The organism is Pseudomonas sp. SORT22, from assembly GCF_018417635.1.
Lineage (GTDB): Bacteria > Pseudomonadota > Gammaproteobacteria > Pseudomonadales > Pseudomonadaceae > Aquipseudomonas.
The window spans coordinates 3,962,068-3,986,937 of record NZ_CP071007.1 but is presented as its reverse complement, the minus strand read 5'-3'; the positions used below and the strand labels follow the sequence as shown (position 1 = coordinate 3,986,937).

The window sequence follows — 24,870 nt, the reverse complement described above, 5'->3', positions numbered from 1 at the left end:
CGCCGGGGGAGGGCCTGCAGGGCCTTTTCGGTCATTTGCACCGTCATTTCTGTTGCCCAGTGTGAATCTCGGCCTTAGACTGCCGCCCCCTGTAAATTGAGTGCCGGATGGTGCTTGAAGAATTCCGCTGCTGGCGAGCTGTTCGCCAGGAGCACCCGATTCGCCTTAATGCACGTATTTTTTATAGAGAAATCAATGACAAAGGAAAAGTTGCTGGCCATGCCGGCCGATGACTACATGAACGCTGAGCAACTGGCTTTCTTCACCTCGCTGCTGCAGCAGATGAAGGTCGAAATCCATGAGCGCATCGAGCAAAGCCGTGTAACCATCGAAAGCCTGGACACGCCTGCCGATCCTGCCGATGCCGCCTCGGTCGAAGAAGAGCGCCATTGGTTGGTCAATACCATCGACCGTGACCAGCGCCTGCTGCCGCAGCTGGAAATGGCCCTGGGCCGCATTGCTGACGAGAGCTTCGGCTGGTGCGACGACAGCGGTGAGCCGATCGGCCTCAAGCGCCTGCTGATCAGCCCGACCACCAAGTACTGCATCGAAGCTCAAGAGCGTCACGAGCAGATCGACAAGCACCAGCGCCAGGCCTGACCCGCGCAGGTGTCACCGCAAACCCCCGCAGAGCGATCTTCGGGGGTTTTGCTTTTCTTGCCCTGTATCAAGGGCACCGGTCTTACACCCAAGGAAGCATGGCTAATGGCCTAATAGTGGCGTTTAATGGCCGCACAACAAGACGTGCTGCGATGGAGCCAAAACATGATGCGAGAAGGATCTCTGCCTGGCGCCGTGGTTGAAGGGCAAGCTGCGCCGTTCGCCGTTGCGCCGTGGTCAGATACGGTTTTGCAAAGCCTGGTGCTGGCAGGGTTGCTGGCAGCTATGGCGTTTGCCGGGCTTTCGTTCTATATCGGCCTGCCGCTGGCCTTGCTGGCGCTGTGGCTACCGCGCTTGCGCAAGGCGACGATTGTCGTGCAGCAAACCCGCGAGCCCCTGGCCGAGCTGACCCGCGACCTGGCCCGAACCACCAGCGACAATGCACTGTCGGCGGCCGGAGTGGCGTTCTCGGTGCAACAGTTGGCCGGCAAGCTGCAATCGCAACTGGATGCCGCTGCGCAGATTGTCAGCAGCGCCGAAGTGATGATCGGCACCGAGAAGGCCACCTCGCAGTTGAGCCAACAGGCCCTGGTCGCTGCCCGCAGTGCTCACGAAAGCAGCGCCGCCGGGCGCACGGTGCTGGCCGAGTCGATCCAGCGCATGCATCACCTGAGCGAGCGGGCTACCGCCAGCCGTGAACTGATCGAGGCGCTGCACCAGCGCAGCGAGGACATTGCCCGGGTTACCCTGGTCATCCAGACCATCGCCAGCCAGACCAATCTGCTGGCCCTCAACGCTGCCATCGAAGCCGCCCGGGCGGGTGACCATGGGCGTGGCTTTGCCGTGGTCGCCGACGAGGTCCGCGGCCTGGCCGGGCGCACCGCCAGCGCTACCGAAGAGGTCGGGCAGATGGTCGCCGATATCCAGCAGCGTACGGCGCAGGTGGTCGAGCAGATTCGCGAACTGTCCGATGACCTGCACAGCGGGGTCGACCAGGTCGAACACACCGGCGAGCAACTGGACAGCATTGCCGGGCTGGCTGCCGGGGTCGAGCAGCAGATCGGCGAGATCGCCGAGGGCACCGAGACCAACCGCCTGCAACTGGACAGCCTGTTCGAGGCCGTGGAGCGCATGCGCAGCGACCTGCAGGTCAGCGACCAGCAAACCCAGCGCCTGGCCCAGGCTGCAGTGCAACTGGAAGGGCAGGCTGAAAGCATCAGCGAGCGTCTTGCCGAAGTGGGCCTGGATGACTATCACCAGCGTGTTTACGACCTCGCCCGTCAAGGCGCGCAGCGAATTGGCGAACAGTTTGAGAACGATATTGCCCAAGGGCGCATCAGTCTCGAGGACTTGTTCGACCGCCACTACCAGCAAATCCCCGGCACGTCGCCGGCCCGTTTTCGCACCCGCTTTGATCACTATACCGACCAGGTTCTGCCGGCAATCCAGGAGCCGTTGCTCAAGCTGCATGAGGGCCTGGTGTTTGCTATCGCCTGTACCCAGCAGGGCTATGTGCCCACCCACAACACTGCCTTCAATCAGCCGTTGACCGGCGACCCGGCCCTGGATACCGCGCACAATCGCAGCAAGCGCAAGTTCGACGACCGTACCGGCATTCGCTGCGGCAGCCATCAACAGCCGGTGTTGTTGCAAACCTATACCCGCGATACCGGTGAACTGATGCACGACCTGTCGGTACCGATCCTGGTGCAGGGCAGGCATTGGGGAGGCTTGCGTCTGGGCTACCGGCCGCAGCAGGGTTGAGCGGTTTTGTTACCTGCAATGTAAAACAGCTATGCCGGGGATAGCTTTTTCCCTGAGCGCCCAGGTCTTATCATACGCATATCGTTAGGTTGCTAATAAATTCCGGAGGGAATGATGAATAGCCAAGTCGATGTTGCAGTGATGATTGGCAGCGGCGTACCTGCGTCGCTACAGGCGCTGGGCAAGCGCGTGTGCTGGGTGGTGCTGGTCAACGGTGAACGACGAGGCACGGCTTTCGCCAGCCGCAATGAAGCCCAGGAATGCCAGGCGGCCTGGCTGCAGCAGTTGCACGGGGATGACCGGCCCGCCGTTGCGCGTCAGGCCGGTTGAGCCAGGCGCCGGTCAGTTTTCCAGGTGACGGGCCAGGGCACAGGCTTCGGTATGCTCGCGGCGAAAGCCCCTGACGCGTCCGGTGGCCTGTTCGGTGATGTGAAAGAAGCCGATGCCGGCCGGTACTACCACGAAGCGCGGGGTGCTGTTGTGTGAGTGAACAGCATATTCTCTGTAGGAAACGCCTTTAGGCTCTCGACGGAATTCGGTGTTTTCGTGCATATTCGCTTCCCTGTGTTCTGTGGATGATTTCCAGGAGCCCGTCCTGCTAAAGGGCTTGCTCTCATCTATCGCACTTTTGTTGCGGTAGTGCTGTCAGAAAAAGCGTCTCCGTTTAAGGAAATCTGCTGAAAATCTGCAAACTGACTAAAGCTTGCAGTAATGGGTAAACATTCCTGCGGGTTGCTTTGCCAGTCTGCACAGACTTTTCATGCACAAATCCACTAGTCTTTCAGACTTCGAATTGAAGTACCGTTGCCTTGCGGCTGCCTCACGGCCTGCGGGGGGAGCGGCGTGTAATCGGTTTTTGAGGAATTCTTCTTTGGCAGTCAGCAATCTTGATACACATGCCCTGTTTGTTTTGGGCGACCTCAGGGCGAAACTGGTCAAACAGTTTCAATCGCGTTTTGTTTACGTCACCGAACAAAACGCGGAAGGTCTGTACATGGCCGAGATCGATACTGAAACCGCATTGGTGGTGGATGACAAGCAGCGTCTGGAGCTCAAGGTTGGCGATCATTTTCGCGCCGCAGTGTTGCCCAGCCGCGAAGGTGGCAAGCTGGAAATCCGTTTTCGCGAAATCAAACTGACGGTGTATGGCCTGGGTGACTATGCCTTTGTCTCGGTGCCTGAAGGCGAAGGTATTGTCTTCAAGGAAGGCCAGGGCGTGGTGTTGGTGTTCGCCGCCCACGAGCAGTTGCAGGAAGGCTTGAGCAAGACCCTCAAGGCCGTGACCCGCAAGGTTGCCAAATGGCAGAAGGGTGAGCTGACCACTTTCAAGGCCAGCGAGTGAGCGCATCCGCCGAGCGCACCAGCCGCGCCGACTTTCATGCCCGGCACCAGGCCCAGGCCCGTGCCCTGGCCGAACAGTGGCTGTCGCAGCGCCCGCAGTTGCAAGGCGCCTGGTTTGCCTGGGTCGCCACTCAGCTCTACCAGTTGAGCCCGCCCGAGTACGCCGCCATGGTCCGCCGCGAGCTGCAGCAGCTCAGCGGCTGAGTTCAGTTGCCGCGGTCGCGGCCACTGCTGACTTCTTCAGGTACATCATGCCCGGCCATGCGCTTGCGAAACAATGCAGCGCGCGCCAGCAGCAGGGTGGTGACCGGCACGGTGATCGACAGCAGGACCGGAATCAGCCAGGCATGCAGCACCGGTGACTCCTTGAGCATCGAGAAGTACAGGATCGAGGCCAGGGCCACGCACCAGGCGCCCAGGGTCGAGGCCAGTGCTGGCGGGTGCATGCGCTGGAAGAAGTCCTTCAGGCGAATCAGGCCGACCGCACCGCTCAGGGCGAACAGGCTGCTGAGTAGCAGCAACACGGCCACCAGCACCTCGACCCACAACGGCAATTCATTGGCATTGATCATTCGATCACCTCGCCACGCAGAAGGAATTTGGCCAGGGCGAAGGAGCCGACAAAGCCGAACAGCGCGATCAGCAGTGCCCCTTCGAAATAGGTGTCGCTGGCGTAGCGGATACCCAGCACCAGCATCATCAGCATGGCCAGGATATACAGGTAGTCCAGTGCCAGGACCCGGTCCTGCGCCGAAGGTCCGCGAAACAGCCGCCACAGGGTCAGGGCCATGGCCAGGGCGAAGATGAACAGGCTGGCGAGAATGGCATTGGCAAGCAGGCCAGTCATTCGAAGATCTCCATCAGCGGGCGTTCATAGGTGTGCTTGAAGTGCTCGATGAACTGCGCCTCGTCATCCAGATCGAACACATGCAGCAAAAGCACGCTGCGATCCAGTGCCAGCTCCGACCAGATGGTCCCTGGGACCACCGTGGTGATCATCGACAAAGCGGCCAGGCCGTGGGCGTCACGCAGTTCCAGGGGAATGTGCACGAAGCGCGAGCGCGGCGGACGGCGCTTGGCCGACCACACGCCGCGGGCGACCTGCAGGTTGGACACCAGCACATCGACGCCGACCCGCAGGATCAGGCGCACGATGGTGCCCGGGCGGCGAATGCGTACCTGCAGCGGGCGCAGCGGCGCCATCAGTAGCGGCGCAACAACGCCGAGCAGGGCGCCCAGCAGCAGGTTGCCCGGGCTTACCGAGAGGTTCAGCAGCAGCCACAGCAGGCACAGCGACAGCGACAGCAGCGGGGCAGGGAACAGGCGCTTCATGGCTGCACCTCGGTGCTGGCGGCCAGGCTGGTCGGCCCCGGAATCGGTCGGGTGCCGAGCACGGCGCTGACGTATTGCTCGGGGTCCTGCAGGCTGGCGGCGGTGTCCTGGGTGTAGCGCAGCAGCGGCTCGGCGCGCAGGCTGAGCAGCACGCACAAGCCCAGCAGCACCACGATGGGGATGCACTCAAAGCGGCGCAGCAGCGGCGAAGGGCGCTCCTGCGGGGTCCAGAAACGCTGGATGCCAACGCGGGTCATAGCGATCAGCGAAGCCATGCCGGACAGTACCAGCAACGCCACCAACATCCAGCCGGCGACACTCAACGGCTGCTCCGGCGCCACACCCAGCCCTTGCGGGTTGAACAGTGCGCTGATCAGGCTGAGCTTGCCGATAAAGCCCGACAGCGGCGGCATGCCGATGATCAGCAGGGCGCAGGCGATAAAGCTCAAGCCGAGGAAGGCCATGGTCCAGGGGATCACCTGGCCGATCACCGCTTTCTGTTCGTCATCGAGGTTGATGCCTTTGGGTGGGTGCAGCGACTCGACGGGCGAGGGCAGGCCGTCGCCTTCATCATCCAGGGGAATCTCGTTGGCCGAGCGCGAGCGCTCGATCAGCTCAGCCAGCAAAAACAGCGCGCACAGCGCCAGGGTCGAGCTGACCAGGTAGAACAGCGCGGCGGCGGTCAGGGTTGCCTGGCCGAAGCCGATGGCCGCCAGCAAGGTGCCGGCCGAGACCAGGATGCTCAGGCTGGCCATGCGCTCCAGGCGCTGCGCGGCCAGTATCGATACCGCCGCGCAGCCCAGGGTGGCGAGGCCGCCGTAGATCAGCCAGTCGCCACCAAAGAACGCCGAAGCACCGGCCTGTCCGGAAAACAGCAAGGTCCACAGGCGCAGTACGGTATAGAAGCCGACCTTGGTCATGATCGCGAACAGCGCGGCCACCGGTGCGCTGGCCGACGAATATGCCGGCACCAGCCAGAAGTTCAGTGGCCAGATCCCGGCCTTGGCCAGGAACGCCGTGGCCAGAATCGCCGCGCCGGCGTGAAGCAGGCCGCGATCGGCCTCTGGTACCAGCGGGATTTTCAGGGCCAGGTCGGCCATGTTCAGGGTGCCGGTGACGCCGTAGAGCATCGCCGCACCAATCAAAAACAGTGACGAGGCCAGCAGGTTGATGGCGATGTAGTGCAGGCCGGCCTTGACCCGCGCGCGCCCCGAACCATGCAGCATCAGGCCGTAGGAGGCTGCCAGCAACACTTCAAAGAACACGAACAGGTTGAACAGGTCGGCGGTCAGGAAGGCGCCATACAGGCCCATCAGCTGGATCTGGAACAGCGCGTGGAAGCTGGCGCCGGCGCGGTCCCAGCGGGCCATGGCGAACACCAGGGCGCTGACCCCGACGATGCCGGTGAGTACCAGCATCAGGGCCGATAGACGGTCGACCACCAGCACGATGCCGAACGGCGCCGGCCAGTTACCGGGCAAGTAGACGCCAATCGAGCTGGCCTGGCCCTGACCTTGCACCCATAGCAACAGGGTAATGGCGATACCCAGGCCGAGCAGGCTGGAGATCAGGTTGATGCGCGCCTTGAGCGGTCGGCGTTTTTCCCCGAGCAGCAGCATCAGCGCTGCGGTCAGCAACGGCAGCAGGATGGGTGCGGCGATCAGTTGGTTCATCGCACTCATTCGTTAGGCTCCCGGCCATCGACATGGTCGGTCCCGGTCAGACCGCGCGATGCCAGCAGCACCACCAGGAACAGTGCGGTCATGGCGAAGCTGATGACGATCGCGGTGAGCACCAGGGCCTGGGGCAGCGGGTCGGTGTAGTTGAGCAGATCCTGGGGCACGCCGTCCTTGATGATCGGCTCCTTGCCGATGAACAGGCTGCCCATGCTGAAGATGAACAGGTTGACCCCGTACGACAGCAGGCACAGGCCCATGACCACCTGGAAGGTCCGTGGCCGCAGGATCAGCCAGACCCCGGAGGCGGCGAGCACGCCAATGGCGATTGCAATGACTTCTTCCATCAGGCGGCTCCTGCTTGAGTGGGTTTCTGTTGGCTGCCCGGGCGATGACCACGCACCGACTGGTGAGCCAGCGCGGTGAGGATCAGCAGGGTCGAACCGACCACCACGGTGAACACGCCGATATCGAAGAACAGCGCACTGGCCAGGTGGGTGTCACCCAGCAATGGCAAATGCAGGTGCGCGGTGTGGGTGGTCAGGAACGGGTAGCCGAGCAGCATCGCGCCAACCCCGGTGAGGGTCGCGCAGAGCAGCCCGGTGCCCATCCAGCGCAGCGGTCGCAGGCTCATCTGCGCCTCGACCCACTGGGTGCCGGCCACCATGTACTGGAGGATGAACGCCACCGACATTACCAGGCCGGCGACGAAACCGCCGCCTGGCTGGTTGTGGCCGCGCATGAACAGGTACATCGACACCACCAGGGCGATCGGCAGCAGCAGGCGCACCAGCGCCGCCGGCACCATCATGAAACCCAGCGCGGTGTCGGCCGCGTGGCGCGGGTTGACCAGGTCGGTGACCACGTCCGGGGCCAGCAGGCGCTGCTGCGCCGGCAACTGCATGCTCTCCTTGGGCGGGCGGAAGCGTCGCAGCAGGGCGAACACCGCCAGGGCCACGGCCACCAGCACGGTGATCTCGCCGAGGGTATCGAAGCCGCGGAAGTCCACCAGCATGACGTTGACCACGTTGCTGCCGCCACCTTCGGGCAAGGCCCGGCTCAGGTAGAACGAGGAGATGTCGTTGGGGGTCGGGCGGGTCAGCATGGCATAGGACAGCAGCGCCATGCCGCCACCGACGCCGACCGCCAGCAGCAGGTCGCGCAGGCGGCGCAGGCGTGCGCGCTCCTGGGTGCCCGGCAGCGGCGAGACGCCTTCTATCCGCCGTGGCAGCCAGCGCAGGCCGAGCAGGATCAGCACCGTGGTGACCACCTCGACCACCAGTTGGGTCAGGGCCAGGTCCGGGGCCGAGAACCAGACGAAGGTAATGCAGGTCATCAGGCCGCAGACACTGACCATGGTCAGCGCCGCCAGACGGTGGTACTTGGCCTGCCAGGCAGCGCCCAGGGCGCAGGCAATGGCGATCAGCCAGAGCATGACGAACACACCCGAGCCCGGGATCTTCGGCCGGTCACCCCAGCTCAGGCCGCTGTGCAGCATCGGCAGCAGGCCGGCCAGCAGGGCGATCAGCACCAGCATGAACAGCTGCTTTTGCAGGCGCCGGGTGGTGAACACCCGTTCGAAACGCCGGGCGGTGCGCATGATCAGCACCTGGCCGTGTTCGAACAGGCGCTTGCCGTTGAAGCGCTCGATCAGCGGCGGCGACGGGAAACGCCCGAGCTTGAGCTGGTTGCGCAGCAGCAGGTAAAGGATGATGCCGCCGCTCATGGCGATCAGGCTCATGATCAGCGGCGCGTTCCAGCCGTGCCAGATCGCCAGGCTGTACTCGGGCAGGGTGCCGCCCACCACCGGCAAAGCGGCAGCGGCCAGCAGCGGGCCGACCGATTGCGCCGGGAAGATACCGACCACCAGGCAGGTCATCACCAGCAATTCGACCGGCGCGCGCATCCAGCGCGGCGGCTCGTGGGGCGTGTGCGGCAGGTCGGTGGCCGGCGGGCCGAAGAACACGTCGACGGTAAAGCGCAAGGCATAGGCAACGCTGAAGGTACCGGCTAGGGTGGCGATGACCGGCAAGGCCGCTTCGACCCAGGCGGTGGAGCTGATGAATACGGTTTCGGCGAAGAACATCTCTTTGGACAGGAAGCCGTTCATCAATGGCACCCCGGCCATCGCGGCGCTGGCGACCATGGCCAGGGTCGCGGTGAACGGAATGAGCCGGAACAGACCGCTGAGGCGGCGGATGTCGCGGGTGCCGCTTTCGTGGTCGATGATCCCTGCGGCCATGAACAGCGAGGCCTTGAAGGTGGCATGGTTGAGGATGTGAAACACCGCGGCGACCGCTGCCAGCGGGCTGTTCAGGCCCAGCAGCAGGGTGATCAGGCCCAGGTGGCTGATGGTCGAATAGGCCAGCAGGCCCTTGAGGTCGTTCTGGAACATCGCCGCAAAGGCGCCGAGCACCAGGGTGGCGGCGCCGGCGCCGCTGACGATCCAGAACCATTCCTCGGTGCCGGAGAGCGCCGGCCACAGCCGCGCCAGCAGGAATACCCCGGCCTTGACCATGGTCGCCGAGTGCAGGTAGGCCGAGACCGGGGTGGGCGCCGCCATGGCATGGGGCAGCCAGAAGTGGAAGGGGAATTGCGCGCTTTTGCTCAACGCGCCGAGCAGGATCAGGGGTAACAGGACGGGATACAGGGCATGGTTGCGAATCTGCTCACCGGCAGCGAGGACCTTGTCCAGGTCGTAGCTGCCGACCACATGGCCGAGCAGCAGTACCCCCGCCAGCAGGCATAGGCCACCCGCGCCGGTGACCATCAGGGCCATGTAGGCACCGCGGCGGGCGTCGGCGCGATGGTGCCAGTAGCCGATCAACAGGAACGAGAACAGGCTGGTCAGTTCCCAGAAGAATACAATCTGGATCAGGTTGCCGGAAATCACCAGGCCGAGCATGGCACCCATGAACGCCAGGAAAAAGGCAAAGAAGCGCGGTACCGGGTCTTGCGGCGACATGTAGTAGCGCGCGTACAGCGACACCAGGGTACCGATGCCCAGCACCAGCAAGGAGAACAGCCAGGCGAAGCCGTCCATGCGCAGGACCAGGTTCAGGCCCAGGCTCGGCAGCCACAGGAATTCTTCACGGATCACGCCGCCATGGGCGATCTGCGGGTACATCAAAGCGACCTGGACAGTGCCCACCAGGGCGACCAGTCCGGCCAGCAGCGATTCGCTGTTGCGTGCGTTGTGCGGCAAGACAGCCGCCAGGCAGCTGCCGACGAACGGCAGAAGCAGTAGCACTATCAAGGACATAGATTTCTAATCTGCAGGAGTTTGTAAGGGATCATACGTGGCGACTGGTCGATCACCAACCCGCAAGCTGTCGCAGAATCCTACAAGAGCGCTGTATCAATCCTTTTTTTTATAACAGTTTTTTTCAAAGGATAGCCTGCATTTGTCGATCACAGACCCGGTTCGCGTTCTTCGGCGTGGGCCTCGAGACTCGTCTGCTCTTGGTTACGGCGGCGAAACTTCAGCTCGCTGACCACCACGGCGACGACGATCAGCAAACCCCCAAGCAGGGCCACGCCTGGCAGGCGCTCGCCGGCAATGCGCCCGACGATGCCGGCCCACACCGGTTCACCGGCATAAATCAGCGTGGCACGGGTTGGCGAGACCGATTTCTGTGCCCAGTTCATCGCCACCTGGATCACCGCGCTCATCGCCCCCAGGCCCACGGCGCTGAGCAGCAACAGCCAGGAGAAGTCCGGCAGGCGCTCCTGGGTCGGTACCACCATCATGAACGACAGCGCCGAGGCGGTGGCCAGTTGCACGACGGTTACCCGGCGAACATCCACCTGGCCGGCGTAGCGGCTGATCAGGATGATTTCTGCGGCAATGGCTACGGCGCTGACCAGGGTGGCGATTTCCCCCGGACTGAACTGCAGCGAACCACCACCGGGGCCTGCCAGCAGCATCAGGCCGGCAAACGCCAGGCAGATACCCAGGCTTGGCATCAGGCCCGGGCGGCGGCCCAGCACCAGCCATTGCAGCAAGGGCACGAAGGGTACGTACAGGGCGGTGATGAATGCCGACTGGCTGCTGCTGATGGTTTGCAGGCCAACGGTCTGCAGGCCGTAGCCAAGCATGATCGATACACCGATCAACACCCCGGCTTTGAGTTCGGTAGCGGTCAGGCCCGGCAGCGAGCGGGCCGTCACCAGACCGACGAACAAGGCCGCGGCGGCAAAGCGCAAACCGACGAAGAACATCGGCCCGCTGACCGTCATCACGTTATGCACCAGCAAAAAGGTGCCGCCCCAGAGCATAGTGATAAACACCAGCACCAGTTCGGCCTTGCTCAGCCGGAAGGAAACGGAAGGGCGTTCAGCGGAGTTCGTTGGGGTCATGGCCTTGCACACGGAAGAGGGTCGACGCACAATTGCGGCGAAAGTGGGCAGTATACTGCGCAACCCCTATTGATGAGCAATATAGTGCACAAAGATTCCCCTCAACGCGCCTCGGTGCTTCAGCATGTCAGCCAGAACATTCGTCGCCTGCGCCATGCTGCCCAGTTGAGCCAGAGTGCCCTGGCGCAAAAGTCCGGGGTCAGCCGGCGCATGCTGGTGGCCATCGAGGCCGGCGAAAAGAATGTCAGTCTGACTACTCTGGATCTGATCGCCGAAGCCCTGCAAGTTGCCTTCAGTGACTTGATCAAGGCGCCGGATAACCGCGACCCGAGCCGCATCAACGAACTGGCCTGGGCCGGTGTGCATCCCGGCAGCAAGGCCGTGCTGCTGGCAAGCTCCGCCGCCACCCGGGAGGTCGAACTCTGGGAGTGGCGCCTGGAACCCGGTGAGGTCTACCCCTGCGAGCCCGATGCCGATGGCTGGAGCGAGCAGTTGTTTGTGTTCGAAGGATGCCTGACCCTGGAGGTCGAAGGGCAGCAACTGCGGCTCAATGCTGGCGAGTTCTTCACCTTTGCCAGCAATCGCCGCTATGCCTATCGCAATGACGGCGAGGTGGCGACCCGCTTCGTGCGCAATGTGGTGATCTGAGCCCGCGGCGGGTCACGGCACTCAGCGCTTGGTGTCGGTCAGGTAGTGCTCGGTGGAAATCACCTGGGCGTAGGCGAAGGCCAGCGATGCCATAAAGGCTGCATGCACCTGCGCCGCCGGCACGGTGATACCGTTGAACTCCAGGGCGCGGGTCGCGCAGGCATCGTGAACCACGGTGACGCCATAGCCGTAATCGGCCGCCGCGCGGCAGACGGCATCGATGCACATGTGGCTCATGCTGCCGATCACCGTGAGTTCGCTGACGTTCTGCTCGTCCAGCAACTGCTTGAGCCCGGTACCCAGGAACGAATTGACCTTGTGCTTGAGCAGCACCGGCTCGCCTGCGCGGCTGGCGGCCTTGGGGTGAATCTGCGCACCTTGCGAGCCCGGGGTGAAGAACGGCGCGTCTTCGGACTCGAACTCGTGGCGTACATGCACCACCAGGTCGCCGCGGGCGCGGGCGGCCTCAAGGATGCTGGCGGCGTTGTCGGCTGCCGCATCGGCACCATCCAGGGTCCATTTGCCGCCGGGGAAGTAATCGTTCTGGATATCGATGACGATCAGTGCCTGCTTGCTCATGTCAAAAGCCTCGTGTTGGGGAGTGGTTGTGGCGTGGTGATAGTTATAGGCTTGGACGATGCGCTTGCGGATTGGCGCGAACGACAAATTGGCGGGAAAAACTGACAATGGCAGCGGCGCAGGACACTCTGGAAATTGGCGTGCTGGTTTATCCCGGCGCGCAACTGGCCGCCGTGCATGGCCTGACCGATCTGTTTGCCGTGGCCAACCGCCTGCGCCTGGAGTTGGGGGCGCTGGAGCGGCCCGCACTGCGCGTCAGCCATTGGAGCGAGGGGCCTGATCAGCAACTGCAGGTAACCTTCGACACGCACCCAGGCAGCCTGCACCCGCTGCGGGCCATGATCATCCCGCCGAGCCTGACCCAGGCGCCCTCGCCCGAACTGCTCGATCGCTACTGTGCCAGCCTGCGTCAATGGCATGCGGACGGCGCGTTGCTGGTGTCGGTTTGCGTCGGGGTGTTCTTCATCGCCGCCAGCGGCCTGCTTGACGGGCGCCCGGCGACCACCCACTGGAATTTCGCGCAATCACTGGCCGAGCGCTTTGCGCAGGTGCAGGTCGAAGCCAACCTGCCGCTGCTCGATGACGGCGACATCATCACCTCGGCCGGGTTGATGGCCTGGACCGATCTGGGCCTGAAACTGGTCGAGCGTTTCCTGGGCGAAACCCTGGCGGCGGAGACTGCGCGGTTCCTGGCGGTCGAACGGGTCAGCGGCGGGCAGCACCCCGGCAGCGTCTTCAGCCCTCGGCTGGACCACGGCGATGAGGCGGTGCTCAAGGTCCAGCACTGGTTGCAGGGCAGTGGCGCGCGTGAGGTGTCGCTGGCGGCCATGGCCGCGTGTGCCGGCCTTGAGCAGCGCACTTTCCTGCGCCGCTTTCGCAGCGCCACGGGCCTTAAACCCACCGAGTACTGCCAGCAGGTCAGGGTCGGGCGGGCTTGCCGCATGCTTGAGTTCACCAACCGCTCAATCGACCAGATCGCCTGGGGTGTCGGCTATCAGGACCCGGGCGCGTTTCGCAAAGTGTTCTTCAAGGTCACCGGCCTTGCCCCCAGCGACTACCGGCGCCGACTCACCGCTGTGGTGGCTTGATCCTACTTTGGTACAGGCCGGGCTGCGCACCTGGCGTTTTGTTGCCTATTATCCGTTGCAAACAAGACGGAGAACGCCATGAGCGCCCCTGAACACCCCAACAACCCTGCGGCTGATGTGCTGATCATCGGCGGTGGCTTGAGCGCAGCGCTGCTCGCGGCGCAGTTGCTGCGCCAAGCTGGCCAGCGCCGTGTACTGGTCGTCGAGCCACGCGATGAACTGGGGCGCGGCGAAGCCTACAGCGCCACGCACCTGGGGCACACCCTCAACGGCAATGCCGCGCGCATGAGTGTCGACCCGGACAACGCCGATGATCTGAGCCAGTGGCTGGGCCAGCACATTGCTGCCGGAGGCTGGCCAGAGTCGGCCGCGCAAGGGGTACCGGTGACAGAGCTGTTTGCGCCTCGCGGGCTGTTTGGCGTGTATGTCCGTCAGCGCCTGGCCGAGGCGCAGGCGGTGGGTGCGCAGCAGGGCTCGTGGCTTGAGCATGTTCAGGCCGAGGCGCTGGACCTGGCGGTGGATGAACTGGGGCTCAGCGTAAGCCTGGCCGACGGTCGGACCTTACGCGCCAGCCGGGCCGTCCTGGCCACCGGCATGTTTGCCGCCGCGCGTACTCCCCAACGCGGCGACAATGCTTTCAACAGCGCCTGTGTGGACCCCTGGGATATCCAGGCCATGCGGTCGATCAACCCGGACGGCCGGGTGGTCATTATCGGTTCCGGGTTGACCATGGTCGACGCCGTGGTGTCGCTGCAGGCAGCCGGCCATCGCGGCCCGATCGAGGTGTTTTCGCGCCACGGCCTGCTACCTCATGTACGTCGTCAACCGCCGGCATGGGAAGATTTTCTCGCTGCGGACCTGTCACTGCGCAGTCCATTGCAACTGCTGCGGGCCTTGCGCAATCAGTGCCGCTTGGCCCAGCAGCAGGGCATCGACTGGCAGGCGCCCCTGGACACCGTGCGCGTGCATATCGGCAGGCTCTGGAGCCAGGCCAGCGAGCGTCACAAGCGCCAGTTCGTGCGCCATGTGCGGCCCTGGTGGGAGAGCCATCATCATCGATCGCCACCGCCGGGAGCGGCATTGCTGGCGCAGTTGATCGAAGCAGGGCGATTGCGGATTCATGCGGCGTCGTTACAAGGGGTCGAAACCGGCGCCGACCGCCTGCCGGTGGTCAAGCTGCGCTTTCGCGGGCAAACGCAGGTCGAGCGGATCAGCGCCGACGCCCTGATCAATTCCACCGGTATTGAGTACGACTGGCGCCGGGTGGCCCGGCCCTTGCCGCAGAATTTGCTGCAACGCCGGCTGATCCAGCCGGGGCCGCTGGCCCTGGGCATCGCCGCAAACGCCCAGGGCGCGGTGCAGGATGGCGAGGGCCGCTACAGTTCGCAGCTGTTTGCCATGGGCCCGCCGCTGCGCGGGTTGTGGTGGGAGAGCACATCGGTGACCGACGTGGCCTTGCAGGCCAAGGCGCTGGCGCAGCTTCTGGCCGGCACGGGCCGTTAGTCGTCGTGTTCGGCGCCAGGCTCCAGCAGTTGCGGCCCGGGGCCCTGTTCGCCGAGCTGGTCGTCACAGTTGCGCAGCGGGCAGCTTTGCAGCGACATGCAGCCGCAGCCGATGCAGCCGTCGAGCTGGTCGCGCAGCACCATCAGCTTGTCGATGCGCCGGGTCAGGTCCTGGCGCCATTGCTCCGATAGCCGTTGCCAGTCCTTCACGCTCGGTGCACGGCCCACCGGCAGCGTTTGCAACGCGGCATGAATGGTGGCCAAGGGAATACCCAGGCGTTGCGCCATCTTGATCACCGCCACCCGACGCAGGGTTTCGCGCGGGTATCGGCGCTGGTTGCCGGCGCTGCGGGTGCTGTAGATCAGGCCTTTGCTTTCGTAGAAATGCAGGGCGGTCACGGCCACGCCGCTGCGCGCCGACAGTTGGCCGACGCTGAGGGCGCTCTGGGCGGTATCGGGCATGACAGGATTTCTCTTGACCTCTAGTTAACTCGAGGTTTTACCCTGCCTGCCATCGCACCGCAAGTGCAAAGGCAGAGGGAGTAGCTTCATGCTGGTTTCAGACAACAGCCTGTGTTTTACCCAGATGATCGAGTTCGAGGTGGCGCCGGATCGTCAACACGCGCTGGCCCAGGCGCTGGTGCTGCGCAGCGAGTACCTTGCCGTGCAGCACAACGGCCTGGTCGCTGCCAGTATCCAGGCCAGCGATGATGGCAGCCGGGTATTGCAATACCTGCAGTGGCGGTCGCGTACTGCCTGGGAGGCTGCTGTCAGCAGTTTCGAGCAGGAGCCGTTCCTGCAACTGATTCGCCAGCACCAGGCCAGAAGCGTGAACTTCAATGCCTTCCAGACCCTCAGCAGCCTGGCGCGTACAGCCGAGCACGGGCTGCACTGCCAACTGCCTATGGACTCAGGAGTACCAGGGTGAATGATGCGGGTAGCGGTCAAGTCGCGCGCCAATGACCATTTCGCTGATCCAGGCACTGAGAATAGAGCTGTAGGCCTTCTGGCTGCGGTCGCTGGACAGCGCGTGGTCGGCGCCGTCGACGATCCGGTGGGTCAGCGAATGGGCACTGACGAAGGCTGAGCGATAACTCATCAAGGTGCTGTGTGGCACGAAGTCGTCCTGTTCCGACTCCACCAGCAGCACATCGCCGGCAAACTCGGCGCAGGCGCCCAGTGCACGGTTGTCTGCCGGCGCGAGCGGGCGCTGACGGTAGTCGCTCAGACGCTGGCGGTCGAGGGCTTGTTTGGGCAGCTTCCATTCCTCATCCCAGTACAGCGCCGGCACCCGTAATGCCAGCCATTTGACCGGGCGCAAGGCCGTCAGCAGGGTCGCCAGGTAGCCGCCGTAGCTGCTGCCGATCAGGGCGATGGCGCTGCTGTCGACTGCCGGATGACTGACCAGCCGATCATAGGCGCCAACCAGGTCAGCGAGGTTCTGCTCGCGGGTAACGCTCAGGCGCTGGCTTTCGGTCTTCTCGTGGCCACGCAGGTCGAAGGTCATGCACACGCAGCCAAGGCCGGTGATCTGCTTGGCCCTGGCCAGGTCGCGTTGCTGGCTGCCACCCCAGCCGTGCACAAAGAGGATGGCGGGCACCTTGGCACTGGGGCTGACGATGGTTCCGGCGATGCTCTCGCCATCGACCGGAATCTCGATCGCTTCGCTATGGATGGTCATAGTCGCGGATCCGTGCGTATTTGCAGACTCGTCCGAGTTCACTGTCGTCCCCCTGATAGAAAATCGTCGCATCGGCGGGCAGCTCAGGCGCGTCGAAGGCTTCATGGGTGGAGGCGCGCACGCGCATCAGCGCCGGGTCAGCGGCAAACGCCTGCAGCGCCAGTACCTCGGCACTGCTGGCACCACCGATGCGCCAGGATTGTTCGAGCACGCCGCTGCGCAGCTTGCCCTGGCTGTTAAGGCCGCGTGCCACGTCATAGTTGCGCCGTGAGGCAATAAACCCAGGGAAGCTCTGCAGCGCGGCCTGTTCGTAGGTCCTGGCCTGGGTAATGGCCAGGCGCAGGTGATCTTCCAGTTGCAGTTGCAGCAGGTCGTCGTAGTCACCGCGCACCAGCACCAGGTCCGACCCGCCGTAGATCTCCTCGCCCTGATGGTCGCGGGTCAACTGTTGGGTGCCGTAGTAGCTGCAGAGGATGCCGGCGACCAGGGCCTGGCCGACGCTGAAGGTCTGCACCTGGCTGAGGTTCTCCTCCAGGGTCAGGCCCCAGAGGGCTATTTCCTGTTCATCCATGGCGCCCAGTGCCTGTTCCAGGCCTTTCATGTTGTCGATCACGGATTGCCCGCGGCCTGCGGTGGCGCGTACCGGCTTGAGGCGCAGGGGCCCCTCGCGCAACAGCAATTGTGCGGCGCGCAGGGCATCGTCGAGGCTAAAGACGCTGTAGCCACGAAGCAGCGCATCCTGGGCCAGCCGGGCGAAATCATTGCTCCAGCCCAGCGGAAAACGCGCATCGGCCGCAATCGGGTGGGAAATCGCCTTGGTGGCCATAAACGGCTGGCTGACCAGGCCGCCAAACAGATCGGTCGGTGCACCAATGCCCATTGCCCGATAGCGTTCGGCACCGATCAGGGTTTCAGTGGGCAGGTAGTAGAAGTTCTGTTTTGCCGTCGGCGGCTGGGCAGGGCTGACCACCCCGGTGTGGAACAACTGCGCGAGCCGTTCGGCGAGCTTGAGGTGCACACTGTGTTCGTGTTCGGGTGTACTTTGACGGGTATCCAGCAGCACCACGCCTTGCTTGCGGTCTGTCGATCGGAGCATGGGCAGATCCTCCCTTGCCGGGCTGTACTGAATGTGAAGTCCATGAGTGGCAGAAGTTCAGGGTGAGTGACTGAAGGATGGTTTTTTAGGTTATATAAATATGAAAATTGATAATTTATAGTTCTATTGGTGGCTGGTGCACTATGGCGTTGCACTTTCCCTACACGGATTTAGGCAACGTCTGCTTTGCATGGCGACGACAACCAGAGAGCCTGCTGTCATGAACGATCTTCCGCTGTATTTCGACTACGCCGCCACGACACCGGTCGACGAGCGAGTCATCCAGGCCATGGTCAGCTGTCTGGGCGCCTCGGGCAATTTTGGCAATCCGGCCTCCAGCTCCCATTACTACGGGCAGAACGCGCGCACGGCCGTGGAGAATGCCCGTGCCCAGGTTGCCGGGCTGGTGGGGGCGCAGGCCGGGCAGATCGTCTGGACCTCGGGGGCGACCGAATCGAACAACCTGGCGCTCAAGGGCCTCGCCCAGGGGCGCCAGGGTGGTCACATCATTACCAGCCAGATCGAACACAAGGCGGTGCTCGATACCGTTCGCCAGCTTGAGCAAAACGGATTCGAGCTGACCTTGCTCGCGCCCGACGCCCAGGGCCTGATCACAACCGAAGCGCTTCGCGCAGCCCTGCGCGAAGATACCTTCCTGGTTTCACTGATGCTGGTGAATAACGAGCTGGGGACCGTCAACGATATCCCGGCGCTGGCCGAGGTTGTACGCCAGCATGGCGCCTTGCTGCATGTGGACGCGGCGCAAGGGGCGGGCAAGCTGTCGATCGACCTGGCCCGCTGGCCGGTCGACTTGATGTCCTTTTCCGCGCACAAGGTCTATGGGCCCAAAGGTATTGGCGCCTTGTATGTAGGAGAGCGCGCCAGGCCCTTGCTGCAAGCGCAGATCCACGGCGGCGGGCACGAAGGCGGGCTGCGCTCCGGGACGCTGGCAACGCACCAGATCGTCGGCATGGGCGAGGCGTTTGCCGTGGCCCAGGCGCTGCTTGACGACGAAACCCGGCGCATCGCTCATCTGCAGCAGCGCTTGCTCGATCAGTTGCTGAGCGTGCCCGGGGTGAAGCTCAACGGCAGTGCCGGGCAACGCGTCGCGCATACCCTGAGTCTTACCTTCGGCGGTGACGTTCCCGATTTTTCGACGTTGGCCCAGACCTTGGCATTTTCTTCGACCTCAGCCTGCAATTCGGCGAGCAATGCAGCGTCCCACGTGCTTCTTGCGCTGGGGCTCGAACCGCAGGCCGCGCGCCAGACCCTTCGCCTGAGCCTGGGCCGCTACACCCGGGCAGAAGACATCGACCAGGCAATCCGCGCGATAAAGGCCTCGTTACAATCACAACCTTTCTGGGCGGTTGCCCAGGGCTGAAGCCTGTTCCATTATCAGCGCCTATAACAATGGATGCCGTGGTAGCAGGAGTCAGCATGAACACTCAGTCTTCAACGCAGGAAGCGGTGAATACGCGCCTGGAACGTATTCGTGAAGTGATGCAGCGCGAAGGCGTCGATGCCCTGTTGGTGCCTTCGGCCGACCCGCACCTTTCCGAATACCTGCCCGGTTATTGGCAGGCCAGGCAATGGTTGTCCGGGTTCCATGGCTCGGTCGGCACCTTGATCGTCAGCGCCGACTTCGCCGGCCTGTGGGCGGACAGCCGCTATTGGGAACAGGCAGAAAAGGAACTGGCGGGCACTACCATCGAACTGGTGAAGTTGCTGCCAGGCAAGCCCGGTCCGCTGGACTGGCTGGCCGAGCAGGCCCCTGAAGGCGGCGTGGTTGCGGTCGACGGCGCGGTCATGGCCCTGGCATCTGCACGCCAGCTGGGCGAGCGGCTCAAGGCGCGCAACGTGCGTTTGTTAAGTGATAGGGATCTGCTCGGGCAAATCTGGGCTGACCGCCCGGCGCTGCCGGAAAACCCGGTGTACCAGCACCTGCCGCCCGAAGCCACGGTCAGTCGTGCCGAAAAACTGGCCAACCTGCGTCAGGCCATGGGCGAGCGTGGCGCCGACTGGCACTTCATCGCCACTCTGGACGACATCGCCTGGCTGTTCAACCTGCGCGGCAGTGACGTTTCCTACAATCCGGTGTTCGTCTCCTTTGCCTTGATCAGCCAAGGTCAGGCCACCCTGTTCGTCGCCCTGAACAAGGTCGACGAACATTTGCGTCATGTGCTGGAAGTCGACGGCATCAGTTTGCGCGACTATGCCGAGGTTGCCTCGGCACTGGCCGCGATTCCCGCTGGCGCCAGCCTGCTGATCGACCCGGCGCGAGTTACCAGTGGCCTGTTGGCCAATGCCGCCAATGGCGTTCGCCTGGTAGAAGGGTTGAACCCGACCACGCTGGCCAAGTCGCAGAAAAGCGCAGCCGACCTTGCACATATCCGCAAGGCCATGGAGCAAGATGGCGCGGCGCTGTGCGAATTCTTCGCCTGGTTCGAGGCGGCCCAGGGGCGCGGCGAGCCGATCACCGAGCTAAGCGTGGATGAACAGCTCAGTGCTTCGCGTGCACGTCGCCCGGGGTTCGTCTCGCTGAGCTTCTCGACCATCGCCGCCTTCAATGCCAATGGCGCCATGCCGCATTACCGGGCAACCGACGAATCCCACGCGCGCATTGAAGGCGATGGTCTGTTGCTGATCGATTCCGGCGGACAGTACCTGGGCGGGACTACCGACATCACCCGGATGGTGCCGATAGGCAACCCCTCTGTTGAACAAAAACAGGACTGCACCCGGGTACTCAAAGGTGTCATTGCATTGTCCCGCGCGCGTTTCCCTCGCGGCATCCTGTCGCCACTGCTCGATGCCATAGCCCGTGCGCCCATCTGGGCGGAGCAGGTCGACTACGGTCATGGCACAGGGCATGGTGTCGGCTACTTCATGAATGTGCACGAAGGGCCGCAGGTGATTGCCTATCAGGCCGCCGCCGCGCCACAGACCGCCATGCAGGCGGGAATGATCACCTCGATCGAGCCCGGTACCTATCGTCCCGGCGAGTGGGGCGTGCGTATCGAGAACCTGGTGTTCAACCGTGAGGCGGGCAAAAGCGCGTTTGGCGACTTTCTCGAGTTTGAAACCCTGACGCTGTGTCCGATCGATACCCGCTGCCTGCTGACGGAGCGATTGAGTAGTGAGGAGCGTGACTGGCTCAATGGCTATCACGCAGAGGTACGCAAGCGCCTTTCGCCATTGTTGGAGGGGCCTGCGTTGCGTTGGTTGCAGGTTCGTACGGAATCGATCTGATATCTAGACGGCAGTGACAGCAAGGGCGGCCTGTGGGCTGCCCTTGTTTTTTGATCAGCTTACTTGCAGATGACGATCATGCTGCGGCTGGTGTAGCCAGCAGGGTTGAGGCCAAAAGGATAGTCACCGGGCTCGGCATCGCCGTCACCTGAACGGGCAATGACTTTATAGCCTTTGCTGCCGCAGGAGGCTTCGGCCTTGGCGTAGCATTTGTCCCAAGATGAAGACAGGCCAGAGCAGTTGATGTGCAGGCCTTTCTTGCCTCGTTTGACTTCGGTGCTCGCCGTCGCCGCACACCCCGCGATGGCCAAAATGGCTAGGATGAGCAAAATTCGTTTCATTCCTGTCCTTAATGCGTACCGGGTCTACCGCCCGTGTCTAATTTCCCGTGCTTCGTCCCTGATGCCTCTTCGCGTCCCTGTCTTGTCAATTAGATATCTTTAAGGTTGACGTTATATGACAGCTTAAAGATGGTGGAAGTCCGGCACAATGACCAGCGTCTATTTAAATGCAAATATTTCTCAAATCAGTCAGCGGCAACCAGCGCCGGGCGTTCCTTGCGCAGTGACAGGGTGGCGCCAACTGAGGCGGTAATGATTGCGGCAATAGCCAGCCATTGCGCTACGGTCAGCACTTCGCCCAGGAACAGCAAGCCTGATAGTGCGCCGAACGCGGGTTCGATACTCATCAAGGTGCCGAAGGTCCGGGCGGGCATGCGTGTCAGGGCGACCATTTCCAGGCTGTAGGGCAGGGCCGTGGAGAGTATCGCAACGCCCAGGGCGATAGGCAGCAGTGATGGGGTGAGCAGCGCGCTACCGGCATGGGCTATGCCGATGGGGGCGACGAACAGCGCGGCAATCATCACGCCCAGGGCGGCGGTCTGGATGCCGTTCTCGGCACCGGCCTTTTGCCCATATAGAATGTACAGCGCCCAGCACACGCCGGCGCCCAGTGCGTAGCCTGCGCCAACCAGGTCGATGCCGGCGCTGGTCTGGCCGATCGGAATCAACAGCAGCAAACCAATTACCGCCAGGCCGATCCAGAGAAAATCCACGACCCGTCGCGACGCGTACAGGGCGACGGCTAGCGGGCCGGTAAACTCCAAGGCGACGGCAATGCCCAGTGGCACGGTGCGCAGCGACATATAGAAGAGGAAATTCATCCCGCCCAGGGCCATACCGTAGATGATCACGGTGCGCAGGGTGCTGGCACTGAGCCTGGCGCGCCAGGGGCGCAGCAGCAACAACATGATGATGCTGGCAAAGATCAGGCGCAGGGTGGTGGTGCCTTGTGCGCCCACTACCGGGAACATGCTCTTGGCCAGCGAGGCCCCGGACTGGATCGAGGCCATGGCGATCAGCAGCAAGCCAATAGGGAAGAGAGTGGCGGCCAGGCTGCGGGGTTGGCTATTCATTGCGGGAGGGCATTCCTTATATAGGTACTAGCGCGGGCAGACTATGATGCGCAAAGGCCCAAAAATGAGCAATATACTGCTCATTATTCTTTTGTTCGGGGTTTTCTGAATTAACCCTTGACGTCCGATTTAATCTCTCTATAATTCGCCCCACTTCCGGCGCAGTCGGAACTGAAAACTCCTTGAATTTCAAAGAGTTAGCGGTTCCAGGGTAATCCGGAGGTGCTTCGATCGAAAGATCGGCAGCGGTGAAAAAAGGCGGTTGACAGCGGTTTGAAACGCTGTAGAATTCGCCTCCCGCTACGAGAGATCGCAGCGAGTCAAGTGTTTGAAGTGAAACGAAAAACTTCAAAATAAACGCTTGACAGGCTCTGAGGAAAGCGTAGAATGCGCGCCTCGGTTGAGACGAAAGCTCTTAACCAACCGCTCTTTAACAACTGAATCAAGCAATTCGTGTGGGTGCTTGTGAGCTCAGACTGATAGTCAAAAAGATTATCAGCATCACAAGTGGCTACACGAAAATCGAAAGATTTGAAAGTAAGTCATTTGAGATTGCTGAGCCAAGTTTAGGGTTTTCTCAAAACCCAAGCAGTATTGAACTGAAGAGTTTGATCATGGCTCAGATTGAACGCTGGCGGCAGGCCTAACACATGCAAGTCGAGCGGATGAGAAGAGCTTGCTCTTCGATTCAGCGGCGGACGGGTGAGTAATACCTAGGAATCTGCCTGGTAGTGGGGGACAACGTTTCGAAAGGAACGCTAATACCGCATACGTCCTACGGGAGAAAGCAGGGGACCTTCGGGCCTTGCGCTATCAGATGAGCCTAGGTCGGATTAGCTAGTTGGTGAGGTAATGGCTCACCAAGGCGACGATCCGTAACTGGTCTGAGAGGATGATCAGTCACACTGGAACTGAGACACGGTCCAGACTCCTACGGGAGGCAGCAGTGGGGAATATTGGACAATGGGCGAAAGCCTGATCCAGCCATGCCGCGTGTGTGAAGAAGGTCTTCGGATTGTAAAGCACTTTAAGTTGGGAGGAAGGGTACTTACCTAATACGTGAGTATTTTGACGTTACCGACAGAATAAGCACCGGCTAACTCTGTGCCAGCAGCCGCGGTAATACAGAGGGTGCAAGCGTTAATCGGAATTACTGGGCGTAAAGCGCGCGTAGGTGGTTTGTTAAGTTGGATGTGAAATCCCCGGGCTCAACCTGGGAACTGCATCCAAAACTGGCAAGCTAGAGTAGGGCAGAGGGTGGTGGAATTTCCTGTGTAGCGGTGAAATGCGTAGATATAGGAAGGAACACCAGTGGCGAAGGCGACCACCTGGGCTCATACTGACACTGAGGTGCGAAAGCGTGGGGAGCAAACAGGATTAGATACCCTGGTAGTCCACGCCGTAAACGATGTCAACTAGCCGTTGGAATCCTTGAGATTTTAGTGGCGCAGCTAACGCATTAAGTTGACCGCCTGGGGAGTACGGCCGCAAGGTTAAAACTCAAATGAATTGACGGGGGCCCGCACAAGCGGTGGAGCATGTGGTTTAATTCGAAGCAACGCGAAGAACCTTACCAGGCCTTGACATGCAGAGAACTTTCCAGAGATGGATTGGTGCCTTCGGGAACTCTGACACAGGTGCTGCATGGCTGTCGTCAGCTCGTGTCGTGAGATGTTGGGTTAAGTCCCGTAACGAGCGCAACCCTTGTCCTTAGTTACCAGCACGTTATGGTGGGCACTCTAAGGAGACTGCCGGTGACAAACCGGAGGAAGGTGGGGATGACGTCAAGTCATCATGGCCCTTACGGCCTGGGCTACACACGTGCTACAATGGTCGGTACAGAGGGTTGCCAAGCCGCGAGGTGGAGCTAATCTCACAAAACCGATCGTAGTCCGGATCGCAGTCTGCAACTCGACTGCGTGAAGTCGGAATCGCTAGTAATCGCGAATCAGAATGTCGCGGTGAATACGTTCCCGGGCCTTGTACACACCGCCCGTCACACCATGGGAGTGGGTTGCACCAGAAGTAGCTAGTCTAACCTTCGGGAGGACGGTTACCACGGTGTGATTCATGACTGGGGTGAAGTCGTAACAAGGTAGCCGTAGGGGAACCTGCGGCTGGATCACCTCCTTAATCGACAGACATCAGCTGTCTTATGAGCTCCCACACGAATTGCTTGATTCATTGAAGAAGACGATTGGGTCTGTAGCTCAGTTGGTTAGAGCGCACCCCTGATAAGGGTGAGGTCGGCAGTTCGAATCTGCCCAGACCCACCAATTACATGTGGTGCAGCCTGTAGCAATACGGGGCCATAGCTCAGCTGGGAGAGCGCCTGCCTTGCACGCAGGAGGTCAGCGGTTCGATCCCGCTTGGCTCCACCACCTTACGTCAAAGCTTAGAAATGAATATTCGTATCGAATATTGATTTCTGAACTTTTTCAGAATCGTTCTTTAAAAATTTGGGTATGTGATAGAAAGATAGACTGGACAGCACTTTCACTGGTGTGTGTTCAGGCTAAGGTAAAATTTGTGAGTAATTAC

Annotated in this window: 25 protein-coding genes, 2 tRNA genes and 1 rRNA gene; 14 read left to right on the top strand and 14 right to left on the bottom strand. The window is 61.9% G+C overall.

What is annotated here, in order from left to right; translation table 11 throughout:
* Positions 1 to 195: 195 nt before the first annotated feature.
* From JYG36_RS18250 to JYG36_RS18240, 3 genes are all read left to right on the top strand, one after another.
* Positions 196 to 600, top strand: coding sequence for a TraR/DksA family transcriptional regulator (locus JYG36_RS18250; RefSeq protein WP_045202077.1), 405 nt, complete (start codon positions 196 to 198; stop codon positions 598 to 600).
* A 126-nt stretch (positions 601 to 726) separates the two neighbouring features.
* Positions 727 to 2,364 carry a methyl-accepting chemotaxis protein gene (locus JYG36_RS18245; RefSeq protein ID WP_502937471.1) on the top strand — a complete coding sequence of 546 codons (1,638 nt, stop codon included), beginning with the start codon at positions 727 to 729 and terminating at the stop codon, positions 2,362 to 2,364.
* Positions 2,365 to 2,478: 114 nt separating this feature from the next.
* The gene (locus JYG36_RS18240; RefSeq protein WP_045202073.1) at positions 2,479 to 2,694 is read left to right on the top strand and encodes a hypothetical protein; all 216 of its coding nucleotides are present in this window, start codon (positions 2,479 to 2,481) and stop codon (positions 2,692 to 2,694) included.
* Positions 2,695 to 2,706: 12 nt separating this feature from the next.
* Here JYG36_RS18240 and JYG36_RS18235 read toward each other — a convergent pair whose 3' ends face one another.
* Entirely contained in the window at positions 2,707 to 2,916 is a 210-nt protein-coding gene (locus JYG36_RS18235) for a hypothetical protein (RefSeq protein ID WP_045202071.1), read from the bottom strand.
* Positions 2,917 to 3,235: 319 nt separating this feature from the next.
* Between JYG36_RS18235 and JYG36_RS18230 the strand changes: the two genes are divergently transcribed.
* Positions 3,236 to 3,706: a hypothetical protein gene (locus tag JYG36_RS18230; protein WP_045202070.1), complete on the top strand. Its 471-nt coding sequence runs from the start codon at positions 3,236 to 3,238 to the stop codon at positions 3,704 to 3,706.
* Positions 3,703 to 3,909, top strand: a complete 207-nt coding sequence (locus tag JYG36_RS18225) for a hypothetical protein (protein ID WP_045202068.1) — start codon at positions 3,703 to 3,705, stop codon at positions 3,907 to 3,909. Before JYG36_RS18230 ends, JYG36_RS18225 begins: the two co-directional genes overlap by 4 nt.
* A gap of 2 nt (positions 3,910 to 3,911) precedes the next feature.
* Here the strand turns inward: JYG36_RS18225 and JYG36_RS18220 are convergent, their stop codons facing one another.
* The 7 genes from JYG36_RS18220 to JYG36_RS18190 all read right to left on the bottom strand — a co-directional run bounded on the left by JYG36_RS18220 (position 3,912) and on the right by JYG36_RS18190 (position 11,072).
* A complete protein-coding gene (locus JYG36_RS18220; RefSeq protein ID WP_045202065.1) occupies positions 3,912 to 4,277 on the bottom strand; it encodes a Na+/H+ antiporter subunit G in 366 nt (121 codons plus the stop codon).
* Positions 4,274 to 4,552, bottom strand: a complete 279-nt coding sequence (locus tag JYG36_RS18215; RefSeq protein WP_038996132.1) for a K+/H+ antiporter subunit F — start codon at positions 4,550 to 4,552, stop codon at positions 4,274 to 4,276. Before JYG36_RS18215 ends, JYG36_RS18220 begins: the two co-directional genes overlap by 4 nt.
* The gene (locus JYG36_RS18210) at positions 4,549 to 5,037 is read right to left on the bottom strand and encodes a Na+/H+ antiporter subunit E (RefSeq protein WP_045202063.1); all 489 of its coding nucleotides are present in this window, start codon (positions 5,035 to 5,037) and stop codon (positions 4,549 to 4,551) included. Before JYG36_RS18210 ends, JYG36_RS18215 begins: the two co-directional genes overlap by 4 nt.
* Positions 5,034 to 6,719: a monovalent cation/H+ antiporter subunit D gene (locus JYG36_RS18205; protein ID WP_045202061.1), complete on the bottom strand. Its 1,686-nt coding sequence runs from the start codon at positions 6,717 to 6,719 to the stop codon at positions 5,034 to 5,036. Before JYG36_RS18205 ends, JYG36_RS18210 begins: the two co-directional genes overlap by 4 nt.
* Positions 6,716 to 7,060 carry a Na+/H+ antiporter subunit C gene (locus JYG36_RS18200; protein ID WP_010224297.1) on the bottom strand — a complete coding sequence of 115 codons (345 nt, stop codon included), beginning with the start codon at positions 7,058 to 7,060 and terminating at the stop codon, positions 6,716 to 6,718. The genes JYG36_RS18205 and JYG36_RS18200 overlap by 4 nt, the downstream gene beginning before the upstream one ends.
* The gene (locus JYG36_RS18195) at positions 7,060 to 9,975 is read right to left on the bottom strand and encodes a monovalent cation/H+ antiporter subunit A (RefSeq protein ID WP_213601946.1); all 2,916 of its coding nucleotides are present in this window, start codon (positions 9,973 to 9,975) and stop codon (positions 7,060 to 7,062) included. Before JYG36_RS18195 ends, JYG36_RS18200 begins: the two co-directional genes overlap by 1 nt.
* Positions 9,976 to 10,124: 149 nt before the next feature.
* The gene (locus JYG36_RS18190) at positions 10,125 to 11,072 is read right to left on the bottom strand and encodes a DMT family transporter (protein WP_093385122.1); all 948 of its coding nucleotides are present in this window, start codon (positions 11,070 to 11,072) and stop codon (positions 10,125 to 10,127) included.
* 84 nt (positions 11,073 to 11,156) lie between these two features.
* Between JYG36_RS18190 and JYG36_RS18185 the strand changes: the two genes are divergently transcribed.
* Positions 11,157 to 11,720, top strand: a complete 564-nt coding sequence (locus JYG36_RS18185; protein ID WP_213601944.1) for a helix-turn-helix domain-containing protein — start codon at positions 11,157 to 11,159, stop codon at positions 11,718 to 11,720.
* A 21-nt stretch (positions 11,721 to 11,741) separates the two neighbouring features.
* Here the strand turns inward: JYG36_RS18185 and JYG36_RS18180 are convergent, their stop codons facing one another.
* Positions 11,742 to 12,299, bottom strand: coding sequence for a cysteine hydrolase family protein (locus JYG36_RS18180; protein ID WP_093385113.1), 558 nt, complete (start codon positions 12,297 to 12,299; stop codon positions 11,742 to 11,744).
* Between the two features lie 107 nt (positions 12,300 to 12,406).
* Here JYG36_RS18180 and JYG36_RS18175 point away from each other — a divergent pair, with 107 nt between their 5' ends.
* The gene (locus JYG36_RS18175; RefSeq protein ID WP_093385108.1) at positions 12,407 to 13,387 is read left to right on the top strand and encodes a GlxA family transcriptional regulator; all 981 of its coding nucleotides are present in this window, start codon (positions 12,407 to 12,409) and stop codon (positions 13,385 to 13,387) included.
* Between the two features lie 78 nt (positions 13,388 to 13,465).
* Positions 13,466 to 14,890: an FAD/NAD(P)-binding protein gene (locus tag JYG36_RS18170; RefSeq protein WP_093385103.1), complete on the top strand. Its 1,425-nt coding sequence runs from the start codon at positions 13,466 to 13,468 to the stop codon at positions 14,888 to 14,890.
* Here JYG36_RS18170 and soxR read toward each other — a convergent pair.
* Positions 14,887 to 15,351 (bottom strand): redox-sensitive transcriptional activator SoxR, encoded by a 465-nt coding sequence (soxR, locus tag JYG36_RS18165; RefSeq protein WP_093385099.1) that lies wholly within the window; start codon positions 15,349 to 15,351, stop codon positions 14,887 to 14,889. The two genes, JYG36_RS18170 and soxR, sit on opposite strands and share 4 nt — an antisense overlap.
* Before the next feature lie 88 nt (positions 15,352 to 15,439).
* On the opposite strand from soxR, the gene JYG36_RS18160 reads away from it, so the two are divergent.
* Entirely contained in the window at positions 15,440 to 15,817 is a 378-nt protein-coding gene (locus tag JYG36_RS18160) for an antibiotic biosynthesis monooxygenase (protein WP_093385094.1), read from the top strand.
* Here the strand turns inward: JYG36_RS18160 and JYG36_RS18155 are convergent.
* Together JYG36_RS18155 and JYG36_RS18150 are read right to left on the bottom strand one after the other, a co-directional pair.
* Complete coding sequence (locus JYG36_RS18155; RefSeq protein ID WP_045202044.1) at positions 15,800 to 16,570, bottom strand: alpha/beta hydrolase family protein; 771 nt, start codon at positions 16,568 to 16,570, stop codon at positions 15,800 to 15,802. The two genes, JYG36_RS18160 and JYG36_RS18155, sit on opposite strands and share 18 nt — an antisense overlap.
* The gene (locus JYG36_RS18150; protein ID WP_213601942.1) at positions 16,557 to 17,666 is read right to left on the bottom strand and encodes a DUF3182 family protein; all 1,110 of its coding nucleotides are present in this window, start codon (positions 17,664 to 17,666) and stop codon (positions 16,557 to 16,559) included. Before JYG36_RS18150 ends, JYG36_RS18155 begins: the two co-directional genes overlap by 14 nt.
* A 220-nt stretch (positions 17,667 to 17,886) precedes the next feature.
* Here JYG36_RS18150 and JYG36_RS18145 point away from each other — a divergent pair, with 220 nt between their 5' ends.
* A complete protein-coding gene (locus JYG36_RS18145) occupies positions 17,887 to 19,047 on the top strand; it encodes a cysteine desulfurase family protein (protein WP_213601941.1) in 1,161 nt (386 codons plus the stop codon).
* Between the two features lie 56 nt (positions 19,048 to 19,103).
* Entirely contained in the window at positions 19,104 to 20,915 is a 1,812-nt protein-coding gene (locus tag JYG36_RS18140) for an aminopeptidase P family protein (RefSeq protein ID WP_213601939.1), read from the top strand.
* A 59-nt stretch (positions 20,916 to 20,974) separates the two neighbouring features.
* Here the strand turns inward: JYG36_RS18140 and JYG36_RS18135 are convergent, their stop codons facing one another.
* Positions 20,975 to 21,256: a hypothetical protein gene (locus JYG36_RS18135; protein ID WP_045202036.1), complete on the bottom strand. Its 282-nt coding sequence runs from the start codon at positions 21,254 to 21,256 to the stop codon at positions 20,975 to 20,977.
* Between the two features lie 185 nt (positions 21,257 to 21,441).
* Positions 21,442 to 22,329, bottom strand: a complete 888-nt coding sequence (rhtA, locus tag JYG36_RS18130) for a threonine/homoserine exporter RhtA (RefSeq protein ID WP_045202035.1) — start codon at positions 22,327 to 22,329, stop codon at positions 21,442 to 21,444.
* A 596-nt stretch (positions 22,330 to 22,925) separates the two neighbouring features.
* On the opposite strand from rhtA, the gene JYG36_RS18125 reads away from it, so the two are divergent.
* The 3 genes from JYG36_RS18125 (at position 22,926) to JYG36_RS18115 (ending at position 24,710) form a co-directional block, all read left to right on the top strand.
* Positions 22,926 to 24,462, top strand: a 16S ribosomal RNA gene (locus JYG36_RS18125).
* A gap of 66 nt (positions 24,463 to 24,528) precedes the next feature.
* Positions 24,529 to 24,605 (top strand) — tRNA-Ile (locus JYG36_RS18120).
* A gap of 29 nt (positions 24,606 to 24,634) precedes the next feature.
* Positions 24,635 to 24,710 (top strand) — tRNA-Ala (locus JYG36_RS18115).
* Positions 24,711 to 24,870: the final 160 nt, after the last annotated feature.

Coding starts and splice junctions, on each gene's coding strand:
- JYG36_RS18250 (WP_045202077.1), top strand. CDS start 196: ATGACAAAGGAAAAGTTGCTGGCCATGCCGGCCGATGACTACATGAAC.
- JYG36_RS18245 (WP_502937471.1), top strand. CDS start 727: ATGGCCGCACAACAAGACGTGCTGCGATGGAGCCAAAACATGATGCGA.
- JYG36_RS18240 (WP_045202073.1), top strand. CDS start 2,479: ATGAATAGCCAAGTCGATGTTGCAGTGATGATTGGCAGCGGCGTACCT.
- JYG36_RS18235 (WP_045202071.1), bottom strand. CDS start 2,916: ATGCACGAAAACACCGAATTCCGTCGAGAGCCTAAAGGCGTTTCCTAC.
- JYG36_RS18220 (WP_045202065.1), bottom strand. CDS start 4,277: ATGATCAATGCCAATGAATTGCCGTTGTGGGTCGAGGTGCTGGTGGCC.
- JYG36_RS18215 (WP_038996132.1), bottom strand. CDS start 4,552: ATGACTGGCCTGCTTGCCAATGCCATTCTCGCCAGCCTGTTCATCTTC.
- JYG36_RS18210 (WP_045202063.1), bottom strand. CDS start 5,037: ATGAAGCGCCTGTTCCCTGCCCCGCTGCTGTCGCTGTCGCTGTGCCTG.
- JYG36_RS18205 (WP_045202061.1), bottom strand. CDS start 6,719: ATGAGTGCGATGAACCAACTGATCGCCGCACCCATCCTGCTGCCGTTG.
- JYG36_RS18200 (WP_010224297.1), bottom strand. CDS start 7,060: ATGGAAGAAGTCATTGCAATCGCCATTGGCGTGCTCGCCGCCTCCGGG.
- JYG36_RS18195 (WP_213601946.1), bottom strand. CDS start 9,975: ATGTCCTTGATAGTGCTACTGCTTCTGCCGTTCGTCGGCAGCTGCCTG.
- JYG36_RS18190 (WP_093385122.1), bottom strand. CDS start 11,072: ATGACCCCAACGAACTCCGCTGAACGCCCTTCCGTTTCCTTCCGGCTG.
- JYG36_RS18180 (WP_093385113.1), bottom strand. CDS start 12,299: ATGAGCAAGCAGGCACTGATCGTCATCGATATCCAGAACGATTACTTC.
- JYG36_RS18175 (WP_093385108.1), top strand. CDS start 12,407: ATGGCAGCGGCGCAGGACACTCTGGAAATTGGCGTGCTGGTTTATCCC.
- JYG36_RS18170 (WP_093385103.1), top strand. CDS start 13,466: ATGAGCGCCCCTGAACACCCCAACAACCCTGCGGCTGATGTGCTGATC.
- soxR (WP_093385099.1), bottom strand. CDS start 15,351: ATGCCCGATACCGCCCAGAGCGCCCTCAGCGTCGGCCAACTGTCGGCG.
- JYG36_RS18160 (WP_093385094.1), top strand. CDS start 15,440: ATGCTGGTTTCAGACAACAGCCTGTGTTTTACCCAGATGATCGAGTTC.
- JYG36_RS18155 (WP_045202044.1), bottom strand. CDS start 16,570: ATGACCATCCATAGCGAAGCGATCGAGATTCCGGTCGATGGCGAGAGC.
- JYG36_RS18150 (WP_213601942.1), bottom strand. CDS start 17,666: ATGCTCCGATCGACAGACCGCAAGCAAGGCGTGGTGCTGCTGGATACC.
- JYG36_RS18145 (WP_213601941.1), top strand. CDS start 17,887: ATGAACGATCTTCCGCTGTATTTCGACTACGCCGCCACGACACCGGTC.
- JYG36_RS18140 (WP_213601939.1), top strand. CDS start 19,104: ATGAACACTCAGTCTTCAACGCAGGAAGCGGTGAATACGCGCCTGGAA.
- JYG36_RS18135 (WP_045202036.1), bottom strand. CDS start 21,256: ATGAAACGAATTTTGCTCATCCTAGCCATTTTGGCCATCGCGGGGTGT.
- rhtA (WP_045202035.1), bottom strand. CDS start 22,329: ATGAATAGCCAACCCCGCAGCCTGGCCGCCACTCTCTTCCCTATTGGC.